This is a genomic window from Anaeromassilibacillus sp. Marseille-P3371, assembly GCF_900169665.1.
Lineage (GTDB): Bacteria > Bacillota > Clostridia > Oscillospirales > Acutalibacteraceae > Anaeromassilibacillus.
On the sequence record NZ_LT835157.1, the window covers coordinates 738,877 to 759,396 of the forward strand.

Annotated in this window: 24 protein-coding genes; 22 read left to right on the forward strand and 2 right to left on the reverse strand. The window is 50.6% G+C overall.

Annotation, left to right across the window (positions count from 1 at the left end; all coding sequences use genetic code 11):
• Nucleotides 1-14: 14 nt before the first annotated feature.
• The 11 genes from vanR (at nt 15) to B9Y59_RS02200 (ending at nt 8,686) form a co-directional block, all read left to right on the forward strand.
• Nucleotides 15-704, forward strand: a complete 690-nt coding sequence (gene vanR, locus B9Y59_RS02150) for a VanR-ABDEGLN family response regulator transcription factor (RefSeq protein WP_054323474.1) — start codon at nt 15-17, stop codon at nt 702-704.
• The gene (locus B9Y59_RS02155; protein WP_085531540.1) at nt 694-1,845 is read left to right on the forward strand and encodes a sensor histidine kinase; all 1,152 of its coding nucleotides are present in this window, start codon (nt 694-696) and stop codon (nt 1,843-1,845) included. The genes vanR and B9Y59_RS02155 overlap by 11 nt, the downstream gene beginning before the upstream one ends.
• A 7-nt stretch (nt 1,846-1,852) precedes the next feature.
• On the forward strand, nt 1,853-2,902 hold the full coding sequence (locus B9Y59_RS02160; RefSeq protein WP_085531542.1) for an ABC transporter substrate-binding protein: 1,050 nt from the start codon (nt 1,853-1,855) through the stop codon (nt 2,900-2,902).
• On the forward strand, nt 2,886-3,947 hold the full coding sequence (locus B9Y59_RS02165) for a FecCD family ABC transporter permease (RefSeq protein WP_143255210.1): 1,062 nt from the start codon (nt 2,886-2,888) through the stop codon (nt 3,945-3,947). The genes B9Y59_RS02160 and B9Y59_RS02165 overlap by 17 nt, the downstream gene beginning before the upstream one ends.
• Nucleotides 3,895-4,677 (forward strand): ABC transporter ATP-binding protein, encoded by a 783-nt coding sequence (locus B9Y59_RS02170; protein ID WP_054323476.1) that lies wholly within the window; start codon nt 3,895-3,897, stop codon nt 4,675-4,677. Before B9Y59_RS02165 ends, B9Y59_RS02170 begins: the two co-directional genes overlap by 53 nt.
• A gap of 210 nt (nt 4,678-4,887) precedes the next feature.
• Entirely contained in the window at nt 4,888-5,265 is a 378-nt protein-coding gene (locus B9Y59_RS02175) for a GntR family transcriptional regulator (RefSeq protein WP_085531544.1), read from the forward strand.
• Nucleotides 5,266-5,292: 27 nt separating this feature from the next.
• Nucleotides 5,293-5,772: a hypothetical protein gene (locus tag B9Y59_RS02180; RefSeq protein ID WP_085531546.1), complete on the forward strand. Its 480-nt coding sequence runs from the start codon at nt 5,293-5,295 to the stop codon at nt 5,770-5,772.
• 51 nt (nt 5,773-5,823) lie between these two features.
• Nucleotides 5,824-6,522 carry an ABC transporter ATP-binding protein gene (locus tag B9Y59_RS02185; RefSeq protein ID WP_054323478.1) on the forward strand — a complete coding sequence of 233 codons (699 nt, stop codon included), beginning with the start codon at nt 5,824-5,826 and terminating at the stop codon, nt 6,520-6,522.
• Nucleotides 6,516-7,325: a hypothetical protein gene (locus tag B9Y59_RS02190; protein ID WP_085531548.1), complete on the forward strand. Its 810-nt coding sequence runs from the start codon at nt 6,516-6,518 to the stop codon at nt 7,323-7,325. The genes B9Y59_RS02185 and B9Y59_RS02190 overlap by 7 nt, the downstream gene beginning before the upstream one ends.
• Nucleotides 7,326-7,373: 48 nt before the next feature.
• Nucleotides 7,374-8,132 carry a type II CAAX endopeptidase family protein gene (locus B9Y59_RS02195; protein ID WP_158088920.1) on the forward strand — a complete coding sequence of 253 codons (759 nt, stop codon included), beginning with the start codon at nt 7,374-7,376 and terminating at the stop codon, nt 8,130-8,132.
• Nucleotides 8,133-8,410: 278 nt separating this feature from the next.
• Nucleotides 8,411-8,686 (forward strand): hypothetical protein, encoded by a 276-nt coding sequence (locus tag B9Y59_RS02200; RefSeq protein ID WP_143255211.1) that lies wholly within the window; start codon nt 8,411-8,413, stop codon nt 8,684-8,686.
• A 434-nt stretch (nt 8,687-9,120) separates the two neighbouring features.
• Here the strand turns inward: B9Y59_RS02200 and B9Y59_RS16700 are convergent, their stop codons facing one another.
• On the reverse strand, nt 9,121-9,240 hold the full coding sequence (locus tag B9Y59_RS16700; protein WP_442856145.1) for a helix-turn-helix domain-containing protein: 120 nt from the start codon (nt 9,238-9,240) through the stop codon (nt 9,121-9,123).
• A 552-nt stretch (nt 9,241-9,792) separates the two neighbouring features.
• On the opposite strand from B9Y59_RS16700, the gene B9Y59_RS02205 reads away from it, so the two are divergent.
• The 9 genes from B9Y59_RS02205 (at nt 9,793) to B9Y59_RS02245 (ending at nt 18,674) form a co-directional block, all read left to right on the forward strand.
• Entirely contained in the window at nt 9,793-10,254 is a 462-nt protein-coding gene (locus tag B9Y59_RS02205; protein WP_085531555.1) for a hypothetical protein, read from the forward strand.
• Between the two features lie 275 nt (nt 10,255-10,529).
• A complete protein-coding gene (locus tag B9Y59_RS02210; protein ID WP_085531558.1) occupies nt 10,530-10,778 on the forward strand; it encodes a (2Fe-2S) ferredoxin domain-containing protein in 249 nt (82 codons plus the stop codon).
• 58 nt (nt 10,779-10,836) lie between these two features.
• The gene (locus B9Y59_RS02215) at nt 10,837-12,543 is read left to right on the forward strand and encodes a [Fe-Fe] hydrogenase large subunit C-terminal domain-containing protein (RefSeq protein ID WP_054323485.1); all 1,707 of its coding nucleotides are present in this window, start codon (nt 10,837-10,839) and stop codon (nt 12,541-12,543) included.
• Nucleotides 12,544-12,584: 41 nt separating this feature from the next.
• Nucleotides 12,585-13,763 carry a SpoIIE family protein phosphatase gene (locus tag B9Y59_RS02220; RefSeq protein WP_054323486.1) on the forward strand — a complete coding sequence of 393 codons (1,179 nt, stop codon included), beginning with the start codon at nt 12,585-12,587 and terminating at the stop codon, nt 13,761-13,763.
• A gap of 289 nt (nt 13,764-14,052) precedes the next feature.
• The gene (locus tag B9Y59_RS02225) at nt 14,053-15,504 is read left to right on the forward strand and encodes a 4Fe-4S dicluster domain-containing protein (RefSeq protein WP_085534454.1); all 1,452 of its coding nucleotides are present in this window, start codon (nt 14,053-14,055) and stop codon (nt 15,502-15,504) included.
• 194 nt (nt 15,505-15,698) lie between these two features.
• Nucleotides 15,699-16,658 carry an ABC transporter ATP-binding protein gene (locus tag B9Y59_RS02230; RefSeq protein WP_085531560.1) on the forward strand — a complete coding sequence of 320 codons (960 nt, stop codon included), beginning with the start codon at nt 15,699-15,701 and terminating at the stop codon, nt 16,656-16,658.
• 46 nt (nt 16,659-16,704) lie between these two features.
• Nucleotides 16,705-17,448, forward strand: a complete 744-nt coding sequence (locus tag B9Y59_RS02235; protein WP_158088921.1) for an ABC transporter permease — start codon at nt 16,705-16,707, stop codon at nt 17,446-17,448.
• A gap of 110 nt (nt 17,449-17,558) precedes the next feature.
• Nucleotides 17,559-18,389, forward strand: a complete 831-nt coding sequence (locus tag B9Y59_RS02240; protein WP_054323489.1) for a PHP domain-containing protein — start codon at nt 17,559-17,561, stop codon at nt 18,387-18,389.
• 27 nt (nt 18,390-18,416) lie between these two features.
• Complete coding sequence (locus tag B9Y59_RS02245) at nt 18,417-18,674, forward strand: TIGR03905 family TSCPD domain-containing protein (protein ID WP_054323490.1); 258 nt, start codon at nt 18,417-18,419, stop codon at nt 18,672-18,674.
• 65 nt (nt 18,675-18,739) lie between these two features.
• Here the strand turns inward: B9Y59_RS02245 and B9Y59_RS15965 are convergent, their stop codons facing one another.
• Nucleotides 18,740-18,895: a hypothetical protein gene (locus B9Y59_RS15965; RefSeq protein WP_162838195.1), complete on the reverse strand. Its 156-nt coding sequence runs from the start codon at nt 18,893-18,895 to the stop codon at nt 18,740-18,742.
• A gap of 197 nt (nt 18,896-19,092) precedes the next feature.
• Between B9Y59_RS15965 and B9Y59_RS02250 the strand changes: the two genes are divergently transcribed.
• Together B9Y59_RS02250 and B9Y59_RS02255 are read left to right on the forward strand one after the other, a co-directional pair.
• Nucleotides 19,093-19,461: a UvrB/UvrC motif-containing protein gene (locus tag B9Y59_RS02250; protein WP_054323491.1), complete on the forward strand. Its 369-nt coding sequence runs from the start codon at nt 19,093-19,095 to the stop codon at nt 19,459-19,461.
• Complete coding sequence (locus tag B9Y59_RS02255; RefSeq protein ID WP_054323492.1) at nt 19,454-20,476, forward strand: hypothetical protein; 1,023 nt, start codon at nt 19,454-19,456, stop codon at nt 20,474-20,476. The genes B9Y59_RS02250 and B9Y59_RS02255 overlap by 8 nt, the downstream gene beginning before the upstream one ends.
• Nucleotides 20,477-20,520 lie beyond the last annotated feature (44 nt).

A 20,520-nucleotide genomic window follows, 5' to 3' on the forward strand; every position in this document is an offset into this window, starting at 1 on the left:
AGGGGGAGAATGGAATGCCGGACATTTTGGTGGTTGACGATGAACAAGAGATTGCCGACCTGGTGGAGCTCTATTTAAAGAACGAGGGTTATACTCTATATAAATGTTATGACGGAACGCAGGCATTGGAACAGATCGAAATGCGCCCCTTCGATCTGGCGATTTTGGACGTTATGCTCCCGGAAACCAGCGGATTTGCGCTTTGCCGCAAAATTCGTGAGAAGTACACGTATCCAGTCATTATGTTGACGGCGCGCACCGAGGATATGGATAAGATCACAGGGCTGACCATCGGTGCTGATGACTATGTGACAAAACCGTTCAATCCTTTGGAGCTGGTGGCGCGGGTCAAGGCGCAACTGCGCCGGTCGACTCGTTACAATGCAGGAGCCGCTCCAGAGTCACATGTGATCGACTTTTCCGGCTTGGAGATCAACCGGGATACCCACGAGTGCCGGCTGTACGATCAACCGGTCGATCTGACGCCGACAGAATTCTCCCTGCTGTGGATGCTCTGCCAGAATCGGGGGAAGGTGCTGTCCTCAGAGGAGCTTTTTGAAGGGGTTTGGGGAGAAAAATATCTGGATTCCAACAACACGGTGATGGTGCATATCCGGCGCCTGCGTGAAAAGCTACATGAGCCTGCACGCAACCCGAAGTTCATCAAGACGGTCTGGGGGGTGGGGTATAAAATTGAAGGATAGATACACACGCCTGAAAGTTAAGATGGTGCTAGAACTGGCAGGTATCACGTTGATGACCGCTGTTCTGGGGATTGTCCTGATGTATGTTGTGGTGGACGGCATCTTTCAAGCTCCCTTTGCCGATATTTTTGTCGGTTTCTGTCAGAACTTCTTTGGAATCAGCGAAGAGTTTGCCGTTTCCCTCTACCAAAATATTTTTCAGCAGAATAAATTCTTTTTTATGGTACTTGGGTTTCTATTTCTGCTGTTGATTGCGGTTTATCTAGCGATGTCGCGAATCAGCCGGTATATGAACCTCATCAGTGAGGGGGTGGACAAGGTGCTGGAGGATACGGGAACATCGATCTCACTGCCGTCGGAGTTAAAACCCATGGAGGACCGGCTGAACACTCTCCGGGACCGGTTACGGCGGCGGGAGTACGAGGCGAAGGAGGCAGAACAGCGCAAGAACGACCTGGTAGTCTATTTGGCGCACGACCTCAAAACCCCTTTGACCTCTGTGATTGGTTATTTGAGCCTCTTAAACGAGGAAAAAGAAATCTCTCCAGTTCTGCGCGATAAATATACGAACATTGCCTTGGACAAAGCCGTAAGGTTGGAAGGTTTGATCGATGAATTTTTTGAGATTACGAGGTTTAATCTTCAAGGGATTGAATTGGAACGGTCGCGGATCAATTTGACGCGATTGTTGTGCCAACTCGCGGATGAGTTCTACCCGGTGTTCTCCGAGGAACGTCTTACCTGTAAGCTGCATATTCCACAGGGGTTGGAAGTTCAAGGGGATGCGGACAAGCTGGCTCGCGTATTCGACAATCTTCTCCGCAATGCGGTTCACTATAGCCCGGAGGGAGCAGAGCTTACGGTGGCTGCGCGCCGGAACGGACCCCAAGTGGAGATCCTTTTCCGCAATACCGGTACACGGATACCACCGCAACAGCTGGAGCGGATTTTTGAGAAGTTTTACCGGCTTGACTCTGCTCGTTCCAGCCGAACCGGTGGGGCGGGGCTCGGATTGGCAATTGCCAAAGAGATTGTAGAGCTGCACGGAGGGAATATTGTTGCATCCAGTGACGACCAGTATACGGAGTTCCGCGTCACACTCCCGGCTGTGCCGGAAATAACCATACAAGAGAAGGAGTAAATATCATATGAAAAATCGAATTGTTGGGAAGGCTACGGCGGCGTTTTTGCTCGCCTTGGTGCTTCTTTTTTCCATGGTGGGTTGCGGCCCACAGGTACAGAATGTCACAGAGCCCTCCAACTCTGTAGAATCGTCGGAACCCGCCAGCAGCGCAGAATCCGCTTCCTCTGAGGAGCAGGATCTGCCAGTGGGGGTGATTGCAGAAACAGAGGACACCATCACTTACGACGACATGCTGGCAGGGGAGGTCACCATTCAGAAGCGCCCACAGCGCGTGGTGGTCATGCTCAATGCGGTCATGGAACTGTGGTATATGGCGGGAGGAACAGCCGTCGCCCGCATCGAGGGGGAGGACAATATCCCGGAAGAGGCGAAGGAGCTGCCGACCATTGGAACGATGAGTACGCCAAGTGTGGAAAAGATCGTCAGTTATGAGCCAGACCTGGTTATTTTGGTGAATACTTTGACGAAGAACCGGGAGATTCAGCCAGCCTTGCAGGAGGCGGGAATTCCGAATATTTCCGTACGCTATAAGGATTATCAGGATTTCTGCGATCTGTTCGAATTATTCACCCATATCACCGATCAGCCCGAGCGGCTGGAGGCATTGGATGGGATTCAGGCCCAAGTGGATGCAGAGGTTGAAAAGGTACAAGGGCAGCCCCAACAGAAGGTGATGATTCTCTATGCAACGGCCAAGTACGTGAAGGCTGGTGTTCGCGAAAGTGTGATCGGCGATATGCTGGAACGCCTTGGCGCAGTAAACATCATCGATGGAGAGGCGGCAAACGGCCAATCCATGGTTGATTACAGCATGGAGAAGGTATTGGAAAGCAACCCGGATGTTTTGTTTATCCAGATGGCGAACGGCGGAAAAAAGGCGGAACAAAACGCTTTGGATGAGATTCAGAACAATCCCGCTTGGCAGGAAGTACGTGCGGTTCAGGAAGGGCGCGTGTACACGGTGCCGCGAGAGTACTCGACTTTAAAGCCAAATGCCCGTTATCCGGAGGCATTCGCTTACTTCGCAGAAAAGCTCTATGGCGATGCGTCTTGATGGTGGTCACCGGACCGCCGCGCGGCTGACCGCATTGGCGCTGTTGACAGGGCTCTGTGTTTTGGCATTTTTCCTCAGCGTTGGCGCGGGTGCAGTGAATCTATCCCTCACTGAGGTGGGGCGCGCCCTGTTTGTGGATACGAGCGGCGTACAAAGACAGATTGTTTTTAACTTACGCCTTCCCCGGGCACTGGCAGGGGCGATGGTCGGGGCTTGCTTGGCGGTATCCGGTGTATTGTTGCAGGCGGTGATGCGCAATCCGCTCGCTTCGCCCAGTGTGATCGGCGTTTCTTCCGGGGCTGGATTTTTTGGAATGCTGGCAATGGTGCTGTTTCCCGGCAATCTCTACACGGTTTTGCCGCCAGCCGCTTTTTTGGGAGGGCTGGCCACCACGCTGGCGATCTATCTGCTGGCATGGCGCAATGGAATCAATCCGACGCGGATGATCTTGGCCGGGGTAGCGACCTCCACTTTTCTGCGTGCAGGGGTGGACGCCCTGATGGTCTTTTTCCCGGATGAACTGACCGGGTTTGTCAGTTTTTCCGTGGGAGGGCTTTCCGGTGTGACCTGGAGGCACGTCTGGATGCTGCTTCCCTATGCGGCCGTTGGATTGGCGCTTGCGGCGCTTCTTTCCCAGCAATTGAATGTGCTGCTGTTGGGAGATGAGGCGGCCACTGGTTTGGGACTGCACGTGGAGCGGACGCGGGTGTTGGCGATTGCGGTATCTGCACTTCTGGCGGCGGCGGCGGTCAGTGTAGCGGGGCTGTTGAGTTTCGTCGGATTGATTGCTCCCCATCTCATTCGGATGTTGATCGGGACGGACGAGCGTTACCTTGTACCTGGCGCGGCCTTAGGCGGCGCGACGCTTGTCATGCTGTGCGATACGTTGGGGCGCGTGCTTGTCCCCCCGATCGAAGTGCCGGTGGGCATCATCCTCGCCATCCTGGGCGCACCATTTTTCCTGTATGTTTTGAGGGGGAGGTCGAAACACGATGTTGCAGGCAAAAAATATTACCATCAAATACGGCGCAAAAACCGTCCTTGAAAACGTCTCTCTCGACTTTGCAGAAGGTTCTCTCACAGCGATCATCGGGCGAAACGGTTGTGGAAAATCGACCCTGCTCAAAACCATGTCGCGCAGTCTATTCCCTTTAGAGGGAGATGTGTTGCTCGATGGACAATCCATTTTCCGTCAGAATACCAAAAAATTGGCCCAACGATTGGCGATCTTGTCGCAAGGGGTGCGTTCGCCTGAGGATTACACGGTACGCCGTCTGGTGTGTTGTGGCCGTTATCCCTATGCAGGGTTTGGAGGCAGATTGACACAAAAGGACTTTGACGTGGTGGACCGTGCCGTCGCGGATGTGAATATTGTACATTTATGCGATCGTCCTGTGGAGACGCTCTCCGGTGGAGAACGTCAACGCGCCTGGATCGCCATGCTTTTGGCTCAAGAGCCAGAAATCATGCTGCTGGACGAGCCTACCACCTTTTTGGACATCGGCTGCCAATATGAGATTTTGCGGCTGGTGCGCCGCCTAAATCGGGAGAAGGGGATCACTACGGTGATGGTGCTGCACGATCTCAATCAGGCAGCGCGTTATGCAGACCGCATTGTCGTGATGCAGGATCATCGGGTGTTTGCAGACGGTTTACCGGAAGATATCCTTACCGAAGAGCTGATTGCTTCGGTATTTGGAGTGCAAGCACGCGTCCTGAGAGACGATGTGACCGGTACCCCCTACTACATTCCGATGGAGAGCGAATCAGATTGAAGCATTTTAAAGAAAAGCCTTTGGCGCATCCTCTCTATCAAGGGAATCGGATTCTGGACAATAGAGAACCATAAAAGCGACATACAAAAATGCCCATGGTATATTCCATGGGCATTTTTGATTTTTTTTGTGGGAGGACTTGACAATTCCAAAAAATAGCTGTACTATTGTATTAGGTCGTTAGTACAATAGTACAATGGAGGTGAAGAAATGGGATGGAACTTAAAATCAGACCGGCCGATCTATGCACAGCTGATCGAACAGATTGAGTTGATGATTGTATCCGGATTGTATCCGCCGGGCGCAAAGCTGCCCTCTGTGCGAGATCTGGCCGCAGATGCAGCGGTGAACCCAAATACCATGCAGCGTGCGCTTTCACAACTGGAAGCGGATGGGCTTTTGTACACACAGCGGACCAGTGGACGATATGTGACGGAGGATGTGGAAAGAATTATGCAGACAAAACGAAGCCTTGCCACGGGGTTGGTAAAAGAATTTTTGGAAAGTATGGGACACCTCGGCTTTGACCGGCAGCAAACCATCGAGCTATTGCAATCACTGGGGGATTCAAAGCGCGACAGCGCCTGACTTTGGTATAGAAAGAGGGAAATCGGTATGAAAAGGATCGGAACAGTCGCCTTGTCATTTTTGGCTGTTGGCTGTCTGTTGAATGGATGTGCCTTGGGAGATGCTGCACAGATGGATGGAGCGGTACAGAACAGCGATTTTGCGAAGGCGCAGGAGATTACCGCAGTTCGGGTTGGGGAGGACGTCCCCGTCTATACCGCAACAGAGAAGGAACACATTGAAACCTTCGTAGAACAGTTGCAAATCGATGAGTGGAAGATTGGGACTCTCCCAGAGGACGCCGAAGCAAGTGTGGTCTATTCCTTTCAGCAGGAGAAGACCGTTCTATTTGGGGAATCGAGCACGGACGGCAGTATGGATGAACTTTTGAAATTTACCGTCTATGTGGACGCTCCATACCTTTCGTTGGAAGTTCTTGGACAGTCCCTGCATTTTCAGATTCCTGAAGATGCAGCCAACTATTTAAATCATCCGGAAGAGATCGAATCGATCGGCTCCGGCGTGTAAAGATACAAAGAACCGCCCCGGAGTTTTGCCGGAGGCAAGGAGGAATGATTGATGGAAAACATTTTAGAGTGCCGCGGACTAATCAAGTTCTTTCCGAACTGCTTGGCGCTCAATAACGTCGACCTGACCGTACCAAAGGGACGGATTGTCGGCCTGTTGGGTCCAAACGGCAGCGGAAAAAGCACCCTGATTAAGCTGGCAAACGGCTTGCTGACCCCTACGCAGGGCACCATCTTGGTGGATGGAAAAGCGCCGGGCATTGAGACCAAAAAGATCGTCTCTTATTTGCCGGAACGTACCTATCTGACTGAGTGGATGACGGTACAGGACATGTTGGATTTGTTCAACGACTTTTATGCCGATTTCAATATGGAAAAGGCGCGCGATATGTTAGCGCGGTTAAATATCCAGACCAAATCCAGAATTAAGACCATGAGCAAAGGGACCAAGGAAAAGGTGCAGCTGATCTTGGTGATGAGCCGGGAAGCGCAGCTGTATTTGCTTGACGAGCCGATCGGCGGAGTTGACCCCGCAGCACGCGATTATATCCTGAATACGATTATCGGAAATTACAATGAAAACGCCACGGTTCTGATCTCCACTCACTTGATTTCAGATGTGGAGCAGATCCTGGATGACGTCATTTTTATCAATCAGGGAAGCGTCGTTTTAACTTCTTCGGTGGACGACATCCGTGAAAAACAGGATAAGAGCGTAGACGCGCTGTTCCGGGAGGTGTTCAGATGTTAGGAAAACTGATTAAATATGAGTTCAAAGGGACGGCCCGCCTGTATTTGCCGTTCTTTGCCCTCCTGATTCTTTTGACAGTAGTAAACCGCCTCTCCTTGCAGTTTGGCCTTGGCAATTCTGAGTTTCTGGAGATTCCAGCGGTCATCTCGATGATGCTCTACATTGTTGCGGTCGTTGCAGTCTTTGTGATTGCCATGGTGGCGACGATTCAGCGTTTTTATAAGAATTTTATGACGGATGAGGGCTATTTGATGTTTACCCTGCCGGTCTCGCAGGACGGATTGATCCTCAGCAAACTGATCGTTGCAACGATCTGGAACATTTTTAGCGTCCTTATCGCAATGGTTTCCCTCTTTTTCCTGTTGATTGACGGGGACATTTGGAGCGCCATGATCGAAGTGCTGTGGCGACTTCCGTCCCTGGCGGCAGCGAATGGGATCAACCTGTTTTCGATCTGTGCGGTGATTCTGCTGGCGATGTTGACCAGTCTGGTAGCGGGGATTCTACAGATTTATGCCTCGATAGTGATCGGCTGTATGAGTTCCCGTCATAAGCTGATCCTCGGACTCGGCGTGTACTTGGGGTTCAACGTTGTGATGCAGACGGCTTCCCTTGTGATGTTGCCCTTCATCACAAACTGGTTTACCGCGATCACGGAGCAGGGTGGGTCTCCCACTCCGGTACAGGTTGCGGATTTCTTCCAGGGGACAATGCTTTATGGGATAGGGTTTTCGTTGGTGTTTGGCGCAGTATTTTATGTGATTACCCGCCTGATGCTCAAAAAGAAACTCAACCTGGAATAAGCAGAAATTTTTCAGCGTTATCAATACGGCCAGCAAAGGAGGATGACCATGGGCCCCCCATATGCCAGACAATACCTGTTGAATTTTGCGCGGTTGATTGTTACGACTGGTTTGACAATCGGATTATTTGGGGCCGCGGTAATTCTTCTGGCTGGCCGCCTTCCTGGGTTACTCGGCAAGTTCCTGTTTGTAATAGCGGCCTTGTCGCCTGTTTTGATCTGTGTATGGGGGTTTGAGAAAAAGCCCCTACAGGCGGTGGGGCTGACGGCACGGCGGATAGACATCGGTTACTTTTTCTTTGGGATGCTTTGGGCAGCCGCTTGGATGGTGGTTGTCCTTTGGTTGGTCGGCCTTTCGACAGGCCGGAATGATTTTTTTGTCGCCCTACGCCAGAGTGCGAGCGGTTCCCGGCTTGTCCATTATCTGCTATTGGGCTTCTGCGAAGAGTTGTTTTTCCGCGGATACCTGTTTCAGAACCTGTTCTGCGAGTGGCCCTTTTGGAGGAGGAGCCTGCTCTCCGCGGCGATTGTGTTGGTGTTCCACAGCTTGGGCGCCTATGAAAAAAATGCTCTGCTACTCTTTGCTTTTCTGTTCGGCCTTTTAGCGAATTACCTCGTTCATTGCACCGGGAGTATTTGGATGGGAGTCGGATTGCATGGAATGTGGAATTTTTTGACCGTATCCTGCTTTTTGGATCAGGGCACTGGGAAAATCGCCATGCCCCTATTTCCTTTTCTTCTCCTGCTGTTCTTTCCGCTGTTCCGCCTGTTGTTTCACCGGGATAAACGGCATGTTCAGAGGGCGTGATCTTACCCTTGCGTTTTTGCTATATATGGAATATACTGAGGTTGGTACATGGGGGACGGCACCCATCACAAAAAACAGGGCATGTACATTTCCCAAACGGAGAGGGGACGATACCCATCGAACGGACCATTGTCGTGGAGGACGGATGGGGGAATCGCTGTGAATCCACCTATCCGCGCCGGGCGAAACAATTGGTAAAAAAGGGCAGGGCATGCTTTGTCGGCCCGGACCGGATCCGCCTTGCGTGTCCGCCAGTAAAACAGTTGGAGGATATAGCTATGAGCGATCGGCAAATTTCTGCAAAGGAAATTTTGGAACGCATCGACCGTATACTAAGCGATACCGCTTATTTAAAGGACGCTTTTACCACAATTGAAAAGATTCCGCAGGGGGGCGACGATACAGAGGCCGCCCGGCTGAAGGCCGAAGCGGTGGAACGGATTGTTCAATCCCGCGAAGAAACCCATCGCCAGGCGCTTCGCTTGCTGGAGGCGCTCGCTTGGGAGACCGACGAGGACGAAGACGATGAAAGCGAGTACGAAGCGGAAGCATAAACCGTGGAAAAAGAGCGGTCGCTTTTGATGAACGTTGGCCAAGGATGAACCGAATAAACGGACTTGTGGCCTAAGAAACCGATTGCGACAAGGACGGGCAAGAAGCTGTGGCTTCTTGCCCGTTTTTTGCGCTTTTGGGAAGACACAGGGGTTCTCCCCTCCTAGCCTACGATGCATAACCTGCTATATGACCTGCCTTCGTTAGAAATGCCCTCTGTTATAACCGCCCCTTATGATTCTCTTGACATTTTTCTAAAGCTATTTTTGTGGCTTTGGCTATATTGGTTATGACCCGGAGTTGTGTGGTCGAACAGCTTTCCAATGCTTGCCCCCATTCGTTTAAGGATGCTTTACGCGACGAAGGGATTAAATAACAGGTCGTCTGTTGGGGTCTCAAGGATTTTTACAAGTTTGGCAAAGATAGGTAAACTTAGCTACGTATTTCCGGTCTCAATATGGCCCATATGCGTAACAGAAATCCCGATTTGTTCCGCCAATTGCTCTTGTGATAGCCCTATATTTTCGAATCCGTGGCCCAATCTGATAACATCCATAAAAATCACCGAATGAGTTTATTTATACTCAAATTGTATAGGCAGATATGATATATAGAGAAATAAACTGTAAAGGCTATTCTATGCTTATCTTATACAGTTAATATAATGCGGGTGGAAAAACGGAAACAGGGAGACGCGATGGACAAAATGTGAATTTGTAAAACCTGTGGGGTAGAAATTGCTGCAAGTACAAAGAGTTGCCCATCTATTTCCGAATCCGTTGCCCAATCTGATAACATCCATAAAAACCACCGAATGAGTTTATTTATACTCAAATTGTATAGGCAGATATGATATATAGAGAAATAAACTGTAAAGGCTATTCTATGCTTATCTTATACAGTTAATATAATGCGGGTGGAAAAACGGAAAGAGGGCGACGCGATGGATAAAATGTGAATTTGTAAAACCTGTGGGGTAGAAATTGCTGCAAGTGCAAAGAGTTGCCTATCTTGTGGAGCCAAGAATAAGCCGCCTGTTTACAAAAGAATATGGTTTTGGCTTTTCGTTGCGCTTGTTGTCATTCCAGTGGTTGGCGGGATTGTAGGAATGGGAGGGGACACAAATAGCGCCAATCTTTCAGATGAAACCGTATCTTCAACCGAAAAGGTCGTGTCAACGAAGAGTTCGGTGTTTGATGGCGATTGCGGGATGGTTGCCTCCGCTGAAATGGGTCCATCGTCAATCGGGTATCCAGAATGGACGATTTCCATAACGAACACAACGGAACAGGAAATATCGGCAATTCCGTTCTATGCCGTTCCCTGCGGTGTATATGGGGATGAAATTGCAGGATGGACAAGCCAAAATAAACTGTATACAGATACGGCGATCGGGGCAGGCAAATCGGATTCGATCCGTTACCAATTTATGGAAGATAGCGTGAAAACCTTAAAATTGTATGTTTATAGCGTTTACTTTGCTGATGGAACCGTATGGGGCGATCAAGACGCTACAAAACCCACGATTCTGAACAATGGAGCAGCCATTGAAGTACCTGGGCAATCGTAATCAAAAGGAGGCCGCCGCAGATTTCAAAATCTGCGGCGGCCTCCTTTTCCATCTCTATTCTGTTACAAAACCGGCGTCTTTAATGGATGTATCTTTCCAGGCATTTCCTTTGGAGAGGATGGGGGAAATGATGAAATCTCGCATAAATTCTCTTGTCAGAAAAACGTTGGAATGTTATAATATAACCAAAATTGCACGGTCTATATTTTTTTGTCCTTTGCATCATTGCCGTGTGAAACAAGCAGCAGGGGAGCACCCCAGGAGGAAATGAGAGTATGGAAATAACAGTGTGTATCGGCAGTTCCTGCCACCTGAAAGGTTCCCGCGACGTCATCAGTATCTTTCAGCGTCTGGTTTCGATGAATCATCTGGAAGATAAGATTGACTTAAAGGGTTCCTTCTGTATGGGAGAGTGCACCAACAACGGCGTCTGCGTCTGTTTGGACGGGGAACGCTTTAAGGTCACCCCGCTTGAAACGGAGGCCTTTTTTAACCGAGAGGTTATGAAACGCTTGGAGAAGTAACGCGCTCCAGAGAGTATCAATGGGGAATCCCCCTAAGTATTAGGATAGGTGATGACAAATGAGTATTATTGGCTTAAAGAAAGCGAACTGCAAGAACTGCTATAAATGTGTCAAGGTTTGCCCTGTGAAATCGATCAAAGTGGAAAACGAACAAGCCAAAATCATCGACCGCGACTGCATCCTTTGTGGAACCTGTTTGGAGCAGTGCCCGCAGAATGCAAAAACGGTGGTAAGCGATGTGGCGTTGGTCAAAGAAATGCTCAAGAGCGGGGAGAGGGTCATCCTTTCGATTGCCCCCTCGTATTATGGATGCTTTGATTTTGACGATGTGCATCAATTTGCAGGCGCCCTCAAGGAGCTCGGCTTCTATGGCGTTTCAGAAACAGCGGAGGGCGCAGCTTATGTGACAGCGGAATACCATCGGATTATGCAGGAAAACAGCATGAAGAACATCATCTCCACCTGCTGTCCCTCGGTAAACCGTCTGATCGAACTGTACTACCCGTCGTTGGTGGATCAGATGGCTCCGGTCGTCTCCCCTATGATCGCGCATGGGCGTCTGCTCAAGCAGAGCTATGGTCCTGGGACGCGTGTGGTCTTTGCAGGTCCCTGTATTGCGAAGAAAGACGAAGCAGCAGACATCCGCCACAACAATGAAATTGATGCGGTGTTGACGTTTGAAGAGCTCAATGCTTGGCTAAAGGAAGAGCACATCTCCTTTGCAAAGGCGGAACCGGCGACATTCCTCAATCCGAGTTCGAAGATCCTGCGTATGTACCCGATCGAAGAGGGAATTCTCGCTTCCTTGCGGTCCAGGGGCGACATCGGCGATTGGAAGCTCTTGTCGGTTTCCGGTTCCGGCGCCTGTATCGACCTTTGCCGGGCGATGGAGCGCGGGGAGCTCGACCATTGCTTTATTGAGATCAATATGTGCCGCGACGGCTGTGTCAATGGCCCTGGTTCTGGAACGGATACCGTCTCCCGCTTTGCTTCCCGCGTGAGGATTCGGGACTATGCCTATGAGGATGCAGATTCCTATCCGAACCTGCCGGAGAAAATCCCAATGGCAATGCAGTTTGTCGATCGTTCCAACAAGGAGGATATTCCGGACGAGGAGACGATTCGCGCGATTCTGGCAAAGATCGGCAAGAATGGCCCCGAGGACGAACTCAACTGTGGTTCCTGTGGTTACCCCACCTGCCGTGCCAAGGCGATTGCTGTCTACCAAGGCAAGGCGGAACTACATATGTGCATCCCTTATATGAAGGAGCGCGCGGAGTCCTTGAGCAACTGCGTCCTGACGGAAACCCCGAATATCACCATCATTGTGGACAGCGATTTGAATATTATTGAATTTAATGCTGCGGCGGAGCGCGCCTTCCATATTACCCGCCACGAGGCATTGCAGAAGTGCATCTATGAGTTGATTGACAGCTCGGACTTCCAGTTTGTCTTTGATAGTAAGCAGTCCATCACGGATAAGAAGGTGCACTACAAAGAATATGGCATCACGATGGAACAGACCATCGTGTATATTGCGAAGGAAAATATCGCAATGGGCATCTTTAAGGATATTACCAAGGAAGAAGCCAGCATTGAGAATCAGTATAAACTGCGTGCGGAGACGATGGAGATGGCCCAGAAGGTCATTGATAAGCAAATGGTTGCGGCACAGCAGATTGCAAGTCTGTTGGGTGAAACCACAGCGGAGACGAAGGCAACGCTGACCAAGCTGAAAAATATGATCGTGTTCGACGAGGACTGAGTGCCTCCGATGCGGAATTTATGCTGTAAAGGAATGATTCGATGAAAATGCATGTGGATGCCGCATATCGGAGCCTCAACAAATATGGGGAAGAGCTTTGCGGCGATAAGGTTAAGATCATACGAGCGCCTGATTCCACCATTGCGGTGCTGGCGGACGGCCTGGGCAGCGGTGTCAAGGCCAATATTCTTTCGACGCTCTCCAGCACCATTGTGTCAACCATGCTGCACGAGGGTTCCACCATCGCTGAGGTAGTGGAAACCATCGCAAAGACACTGCCGGTGTGCAGTGTGCGAAAGTTGGCGTACTCAACTTTCAGCGTTTTGCAGATTTTTGACGACGGAACCGCACACTTGGTGGAATTTGACAACCCGCCGTGTATCTTTGTGCGCAATGGCAAAGTGATGGACTTGGAATCGCGCAGCGAGTTGAAGGAGTACGGCGGCAAGCAAATTTCAGAGTGTACCTTTTCTGTGCGGCCGGGCGACGTCCTTGCGTTGGTCAGCGACGGTGTGATTTATGCCGGCGTGGGCCAGGCTTTGAATTTTGGTTGGAACTGGGACAATGTATCGTCCTGGTTGGCCAAGACGACTTTGAAGGAAAATTCTGCGCCCCGTTTGGCGGTTTCCCTTTCGGAGGCCGTGCGCGAACTGTATCTCGACAAGCCGGGCGATGATTCGACGGATCTGATTATTCGTATTTCGCCCAAGAGTGTAGTGAATATGCTTTCTGGTCCGCCAGTCAACAAAGAGGATGACAACCGTATGGTGCACGATTTTATCACCTCCTATGGGAAAAAGGTGGTTTGCGGCGGCACCAGTGCCAATATTGTGGCGCGTGTCCTCAATCGCAAAATCGAAACTTCCATCAATTATGTTGACCCGACGATTCCGCCTACGGGCAAGATCGAAGGAGTGGACCTTGTGACCGAAGGCGTGCTCACACTGAGCCGCACGGTCGATATTTTGCGTGACTATCTGAATAAGGAGGCCGACTCGTTCTATTTCCATCGGTTGGACGAAGAGAACGGCGCTTCTATGATTGCAAAGATGCTTCTGGAAGAGTGCACGGACCTGCGCGTTTTCATCGGAAAAGCGATCAATCCGGCGCATCAGAATCCAGGGCTTCCGTCAGACCTCAGTATTAAAATGAAACTGATCGACGAACTGTGTGATCTCGTCAAGAAACTGGGGAAGAACGTCGAAAAAGTTTATTATTAATCACGAAATTAAGGTTACCCCTTGTCAGGACAGGAGAAATGATTTAAGATGATAAAAAAGGATTGTTAAAAAAAAGGCAAAGTGTCGAAAGGTATGGATTCGGCGTCCCTCTGTGGAGCCTTATTTTTACAATCTTTTTTAGACGAAGGAAGAATGGATGCCTCTTGACCTGCGGAGGGACCAGGACGTAGGATGAATGCCGTCAGCTTGTCCCCCTATGTCTACTTTGTATTGTTTATCAATGCAAAATGAGGGAGCAGGTGCAATTTCGAAAAGCGAGGATAGAATCATGCAATACGATAATGACGCGAAACAACTGAAATATCAAGTGCTCACAAAGGTAGCAAAATATACCTTTGATGGAACATTGGATAAGCATATCCAGGAGATTCCGTATGACATTATCCCCGGCCCAGTGCCAACCTTCCGGTGCTGTATTTACCGCGAACGCGAGATCATTCGCGAACGCATCACCTCTGCACAGGGAGTGAGCCTTCCGGGGCAGGACGATCGAGGGATTGTCGGCGTGTTGCCGGCAGCTTGCGAAGGCTGCCCGATCAGCCGTTTTACCGTGACAGACAACTGTCAGAAATGTTTGGCGAAAAAGTGCCAGGCGGCCTGCCCGTTTGGCGCGATTTCCATCACAGGTAAAGGCGCATATATCGACCCGGCCAAATGTAAAGAATGCGGCCGCTGCGCAGCGGCCTGTCCGTACAATGCCATTTCGGACACCATGCGTCCCTGCATCCGCGCTTGCCCGGTCAATGCGATCAGCAAGGACGACTACAATCGTGCTTCTATCGATTACAGCCGTTGTATCAGCTGCGGCGCCTGTGTGGTTGGATGCCCGTTTGGTGCGATTACAGACCGTTCAAACATCGTTGCGGTGATTGAAGCGATCAAGAGCGACGACCCGGTCATTGCAACATTTGCTCCGGCTATTGAAGGTCACTTTGGAGATGCGAATGTCGGCCAGCTCAAGGCGGCAATCCGTAAATTGGGCTTTACGGATGTTGTCGAAGTTTCCTTGGGTGCGGACGCAACCGCATGGCATGAGGCCCAGGAACTCAAGGAGGCGGTCGAGTCCCACAGAAAGATGACCACTTCCTGCTGCCCGGCCTTTGTGGAAATGATTGAGAAGCATTTCCCGAAGTTAATTCCCAATATTTCGACGACGGGTTCGCCGATGACATTGGTTTCCCGTTACATTAAAGCGAACAACCCGAATGCAAAGGTGGTCTTTATTGGACCATGTATTGCAAAGAAGCTCGAGGCCAAAAAGGTCGAGGATACGGCAGACTATGTGATTACCTTTGAGGAGCTTGCGGCGCTCTTTGAAGCAAAGGCCATCAATGTTCATGACGCTGCTGAAAATGAGCAGGACGGCAGCCGCTTGGGCAAGGGCTTTGCGCAGAGCGGTGGTGTTTCTGCATCTGTAGCCGCGGTTCTGGATGATGAAAACTTTGAGCTGCCGTTCTCCTGCGTCAAGTGCAATGGCGCGAAGGAGTGCAAGAAGACCTTGATGATTTTGAACGCCAACCGCCTCCAGGAGGACATCGTGGAAGGTATGGCATGCGAGGGCGGCTGTATTGCAGGCCCTGGCGGCGTAGAGACGATGCAGAAGCTCCTAAAGAATCGTACAAAGTTGTTGGCGACAGCGGATAAGCGCGGGATTAAAGAGAATATTGAAGAAATTCACGACTTCTCTAAGATCAATATGGTTGTCCCGCACAATGTTTGAGTTTGTACCAGCAGGATTCTTAGGTTAGAAAGATTGCGGTTGAATAGAAGGATGCCTGTATGATCGGGCATCCCTTGGGGTAAATTGAGGATAGGGGCGCTTGCGCCCATGGATCAGGGGCGTGGATCACGCCCCTGATCTTTTATAGACGTGTGCCTGTTTGGGGTGTGCGGTTGGGGAAAGGAGGCTGTGCTTTGGACGCAGTCACAGCGGTACAGCTTACAAAGACATATGGGAAGATTCAAGCTGTGGATCATTTGAACCTCTGTGTTCCACAAGGGGGAGTGTTTGGCCTATTGGGGGCAAAGGGAGCGGGAAAAACAACAGTTATCCGGATGCTCTGCGGTTTAACAAAGCCGACCAGTGGAGAATGTAGGGTGCTGGGGCGCTCTCCGGCGGAGGACCCAGCGGGTGTTCACGCGATTTGCGGTGTAATGTTAGGAAATGCCAAGCTGTATGCCCATTTGTCGGGTCAGCAAAATCTACTGTTTTTTGCACAGGCGGCCGGCATGGGAGAAAAGGCTGCGGCGCGCCGTGTCTCAGAATTGATGAAAGATTTAGAGCTGTGGGAGGTACGGGAACTGCCTGCTTCCAACTATTCCACTGGAATGTTACAAAAGCTCTCTTTAGCCCGTGCCTTAATCAATTATCCCAGTGTCCTTTTACTGGATGAACCCACAAATGGTTTGGATTATGAAGCTGCACATGCGTTGAATACGCTGGTGAGCAAATTTGCTGCGCGTGAGGATACCACGGTGGTGTTATGCACATCAAAGATGCACTATGCACAGAGTATCTGTACAGAATTTGGTATATTGGACCACGGAGAATGGCTTGCTTCCGGCGATTTTCAGACGCTTCGGGAAATGTCTGGATGCCGGGCACACGCAGAGTTCCGTCTGTGTGGGGGACAAGATTTAGAGGGTTTTCAGCTGGATGAGACTTCGGTCTCTGGCTTGGTGGAGCACAACGGCTGGTGGCGTGCAGAGTTGCGCGACGAAGAGGAAATGCCTGGACTACTGCGGCGGATTGTGGAGAATGGCTGCGACATTTTGGAGGCCCGGTTGGTTCAGCCGACCATAGAAGACATCTATAAAAGGATCTTAGAGCAGCATCCGAGAAAGGCAGGGGAACAGAATGTTTACACCGGCTGAACACGCATTGATTAAAAAAGATTTTTTGGAGATATGGAGCTCCAAAATGGCACGAGCTACTTTGATTGCAGTACCGATCGGCCTGGTAATCGTAGTACCAGCGCTTTTCCTTGGAGCCGTTTGTCTGGTGCCGCTGGAACAAGCGCCCGGAATACAGGAAATGCTCTCCATTCTACCGCCAAAGCTAGAGGGATATACTGCACAGCAGGGGCTTTTCGATCTCTTGACCAATACATTGTTTTCACTCTTCTTTTTGATGATTCCCTTAATGGCCTCTGCTGTATCCGCCTCTTGCATTTTTGTGGGGGAAAAAGAACGCAGTACCATAGAAACCCTTTTGCTTACGCCGTTGAAAGTCCGGCAAATCTTCCGGGCAAAACTGGCGTGCTGCTTATTCCTGTCGTTTGTGACCACGGCAATCGCGTTTGGTGCCTTTACAATTGTGGTTTCCGTGGGAGACATTATGCTGGGGATTCCATTCTTTTTGAATTGGTCGTGGCTGGTGATCATCTTGTTTCTTGCGCCGGGGCTGATGGTGTTTGGCGCTGTATTCATGGTGTTTGAATTCAACCGTATTAACAGCCGGTTGGAGTCCTTCCAAACCATTGCCTATGTGGCATTGCCATTTTTGTTGTTGTATATTGCTCCATTTACCGGCTTGTTCCGGGTGAACGCTTCCGTTTTGCTGGTGGTTTCGGCGATTGTCTGGCTTTGTGACTTGTTCCTATGGATCATAGATATCCGAACCTTTCTGCCGGAAAAATTTCTCGAACAGCCTTTGGAAGATTGAGCCATTGTGCCGCTTGTTTTATGAGGATGAATCGCTTATAATAAGGATGGAAATATTCTCAAAAGAAGTTCATAGAATCAAACCGCTGGCTAAATGGATGGGGTGATCGTGTGCCAGCAGATTTGCATTGTCATACAAAGATGTCCGACGGTTCTGTAGGGATAGACGAGCTGGTTCAGCTGGCTAAACGTTCCGGCCTTTCTGCCATTGCCGTGACGGATCATGACACATTTTCCGGCGCCTTGCGTGCAAAAAGTTATGGGGATCGCATCGGAATGGACGTGTTGCCCGGAGCAGAGTTTTCCTGTATGGACCCAGCTACGGGCCGTAAAGCGCACATTTTGTGCTATGGAAATGTCCGAGTGCATCGCTTGGAGGGATTGTGCAAAAAGATCGGGGAAAGCCGGCGAAAGTCAGTCAGTGTTTCTCTGCAAAAGGTGATGCGCTTATACCCAATTACCATGGAGATGGTGGTGCAGCGGGCCCATGGCAGTAGCAATATTTTTAAACAACACATCATGCATGCGTTGATCGATGCAGGTTATGCGGATTCCTTTTATGGTGCGGTCTATCAGAAACTATTTCGGCCGCGGACTGGCTTTGCCTACTGTAAGACGGAGTATCCAGATGTACATGATGTAATTGCCCAGATTCACGATGCAGGGGGGATTGCCGTCCTGGCCCATCCGGGCGTGTATGATAGCTATGATCTTTTAGAGCAATTGGCACATGACCACGAAATTGAAGGAGTAGAGGTCTGGCATACGCGCAATCGAGAGGGAGAGGAACAGCGTTTCCAACAGATTGCTGCGCACTATCACTTACTTATGACAGGTGGTACGGATTTTCATGGGATGTACAGCAAAGTGATGCATCCCTTGGGGTCTTGTACGACACCGGACGATCAACTCGCCTTATTGAAAAGATGGCGGACGGAATAGGTTCGATATATGAGGAGGCTTTATAGAATGGAGTATCGCTATAAAACGCGCGGTGTATGTTCATCGGAGATTTTGCTCGAGCTTGACGGGGACGTTGTAAAGTCGGCAAAATTTGTCGGCGGATGCAACGGGAACCTCAAAGGAATCGGCGCTTTGATTGCGGGGATGAAGGTGGACGACGTTATTGCACGGTGTAAAGGAATTCGTTGTGGGTTTAAGCCGACGTCCTGTCCCGATCAATTGGCGAACGCCCTGATGCAGGCGAAAGAGCAGCAAAACAAATGAAAGGCTTGTCCTAAGTGGGCAAGAGGAAAAGGGGCTGCGAAAGGCAGCCCCTTTTCGCGCGGGAATTAGCAGCCGCAGCCGCAGTTGTTGTCGCAGCCACAGCCGCAACCACTGTTGTTGCCATAGCCGTAGCCGCTGCCACCGCAGCAGCACAGGAGAATGATGATGAGGATGATGATCCAAGAGCACCCGCAGCCGCCTAAGAAGTTGTTGTTACACATAATTGTTTGCCTCCTTTCGAATTACAGTATAGTATATTGCGCGGGGGCAAAAGGTGTTACAACCAAATTGAGGGAGGAAACGCTCTTTGATAAATAATCCTTTACACAAACGTATATAGATGAAGAACAGGCACAAAAGCCAAGTAAACGCGGCTAGCGTGAAAAGGATGCAAATCCTGTTGATTGGAGGAATACTTATGACACCACATCGCCAGGAAGAAGAAAAGAAGAGAGTACCCACACATGTGCGGGTTGTGGTCGACGTCCATTGTCCTGTGTGCGGGGCCTCATTTGACGACATTGTGCGCAATGGCCGGGCGGGATGTGCGGAATGCTACCACACGTTTTCCGACCGTTTGAAGCCAATGATTGAGCGTATTCATGGAGAAGCCATTCATCGGGGAAAGGCGCCCGGCGCCAATCTGCCACAACCGAGGCAGAGCAGCCAGCTGGTGGTAAAACGCCGCGCTCTGCGGGAAGCGATTGACACGCAAAACTTTGAATACGCCGCCGCCCTTCGCGATCAGATCAAGGCGTTGGAAGAGGGAGGCGACCGCCATGCATAAGTGGTATCAGGAGGTTGGTGAACAGAACGATGTCGTCATCAGCACGCGGGTCCGTCTGGCACGCAGTTTGCCGGGGTATCCGTATCCCAAGCGAATGAATGCCGCGGGACGGCAACAAGTGGAACAGATGGTCTATGAAGCGGTGACAAATGAAAATGCCGCAGTGGGGCACTCGTTTTCTTATCTGCGCATGGACGAAATCGGCCGGACCGACAGCCTTTCTTTGGCAGAGCGGCGGTTGGTGCGTCCGGATTTTCCCGCGGACCGCATCGGAGGAATCTTGGTCACACAGGATGAGGGTCTCTCACTATTAATCAATGATGAGGATCATCTGCGGATTCAAGTGTTCCGGGCTGGGATGGACCTCGAAGGGGCCTATGCAGAAGCAGACCGGCTGGATACCATTCTGGATAAAGCGCTGCATTTTGCATTTGATCCGAAGTTGGGGTATCTGACACAGGACCCAGCCAACCTTGGAACAGGTATGCGGGCTTCCGTTCTGCTGCACCTCCCAGCACTGCATGAGAGTGGTTCCATCGGGCGGATTGCAGCAGGCTTGGCGAAGCTGGGACTGATTTTGGAGGAGGAGCCGTTTGACCCTTCTAGCGAGGAAGAAGAGACCTCACGCTATCTGTTATCCAACCGTTTAACCTTGGGATTGAGTGAAGAGGAGGCCCTGCGAAACCTCAAGAGCATTGCGCAACAGCTTTTCGTGCAGGAACGCACCGCACGCCTGTCTCTCGCAGAGAAATTGGAGATGCAGGATGCAGTCAGCCGAGCGCTTGGTGTGCTCCAGAGCGCGAAAATGTTGGGGGAAGCAGAGTTACCCGATCTGCTCTATCGGGTGCGCTTTGGCATCTCCGCCGGCCTGATTTCCGGTGTTGGGGTGGAGAAAGTAGACGCCCTTCTGATGGAACTACAACCCGCGACTTTGACCTTGGCCTGTGGCCGGCGGCTGAGCCAGTCTCAACGCGATGGCTTGCGGGCGGAAGTGGTTCAGCGAGTTCTCGGTTAAACCGATTGTAAAAGACAGCGATCCGAGTGAAAAGAAAGAGATGT

What these genes read in the sequence shown, in the direction of transcription:
- vanR (WP_054323474.1), top strand. Translation starts at nt 15, where the DNA reads ATGCCGGACATTTTGGTGGTTGACGATGAACAAGAGATTGCCGACCTG.
- B9Y59_RS02160 (WP_085531542.1), top strand. Translation starts at nt 1,853, where the DNA reads ATGAAAAATCGAATTGTTGGGAAGGCTACGGCGGCGTTTTTGCTCGCC.
- B9Y59_RS02165 (WP_143255210.1), top strand. Translation starts at nt 2,886, where the DNA reads ATGGCGATGCGTCTTGATGGTGGTCACCGGACCGCCGCGCGGCTGACC.
- B9Y59_RS02170 (WP_054323476.1), top strand. Translation starts at nt 3,895, where the DNA reads ATGTTGCAGGCAAAAAATATTACCATCAAATACGGCGCAAAAACCGTC.
- B9Y59_RS02175 (WP_085531544.1), top strand. Translation starts at nt 4,888, where the DNA reads ATGGGATGGAACTTAAAATCAGACCGGCCGATCTATGCACAGCTGATC.
- B9Y59_RS02180 (WP_085531546.1), top strand. Translation starts at nt 5,293, where the DNA reads ATGAAAAGGATCGGAACAGTCGCCTTGTCATTTTTGGCTGTTGGCTGT.
- B9Y59_RS02185 (WP_054323478.1), top strand. Translation starts at nt 5,824, where the DNA reads ATGGAAAACATTTTAGAGTGCCGCGGACTAATCAAGTTCTTTCCGAAC.
- B9Y59_RS02190 (WP_085531548.1), top strand. Translation starts at nt 6,516, where the DNA reads ATGTTAGGAAAACTGATTAAATATGAGTTCAAAGGGACGGCCCGCCTG.
- B9Y59_RS02195 (WP_158088920.1), top strand. Translation starts at nt 7,374, where the DNA reads ATGGGCCCCCCATATGCCAGACAATACCTGTTGAATTTTGCGCGGTTG.
- B9Y59_RS02200 (WP_143255211.1), top strand. Translation starts at nt 8,411, where the DNA reads ATGAGCGATCGGCAAATTTCTGCAAAGGAAATTTTGGAACGCATCGAC.
- B9Y59_RS16700 (WP_442856145.1), bottom strand. Translation starts at nt 9,240, where the DNA reads ATGGATGTTATCAGATTGGGCCACGGATTCGAAAATATAGGGCTATCA.
- B9Y59_RS02205 (WP_085531555.1), top strand. Translation starts at nt 9,793, where the DNA reads ATGGGAGGGGACACAAATAGCGCCAATCTTTCAGATGAAACCGTATCT.
- B9Y59_RS02210 (WP_085531558.1), top strand. Translation starts at nt 10,530, where the DNA reads ATGGAAATAACAGTGTGTATCGGCAGTTCCTGCCACCTGAAAGGTTCC.
- B9Y59_RS02215 (WP_054323485.1), top strand. Translation starts at nt 10,837, where the DNA reads ATGAGTATTATTGGCTTAAAGAAAGCGAACTGCAAGAACTGCTATAAA.
- B9Y59_RS02220 (WP_054323486.1), top strand. Translation starts at nt 12,585, where the DNA reads ATGAAAATGCATGTGGATGCCGCATATCGGAGCCTCAACAAATATGGG.
- B9Y59_RS02225 (WP_085534454.1), top strand. Translation starts at nt 14,053, where the DNA reads ATGCAATACGATAATGACGCGAAACAACTGAAATATCAAGTGCTCACA.
- B9Y59_RS02235 (WP_158088921.1), top strand. Translation starts at nt 16,705, where the DNA reads ATGGCACGAGCTACTTTGATTGCAGTACCGATCGGCCTGGTAATCGTA.
- B9Y59_RS02245 (WP_054323490.1), top strand. Translation starts at nt 18,417, where the DNA reads ATGGAGTATCGCTATAAAACGCGCGGTGTATGTTCATCGGAGATTTTG.
- B9Y59_RS15965 (WP_162838195.1), bottom strand. Translation starts at nt 18,895, where the DNA reads ATGTGTAACAACAACTTCTTAGGCGGCTGCGGGTGCTCTTGGATCATC.
- B9Y59_RS02250 (WP_054323491.1), top strand. Translation starts at nt 19,093, where the DNA reads ATGACACCACATCGCCAGGAAGAAGAAAAGAAGAGAGTACCCACACAT.
- B9Y59_RS02255 (WP_054323492.1), top strand. Translation starts at nt 19,454, where the DNA reads ATGCATAAGTGGTATCAGGAGGTTGGTGAACAGAACGATGTCGTCATC.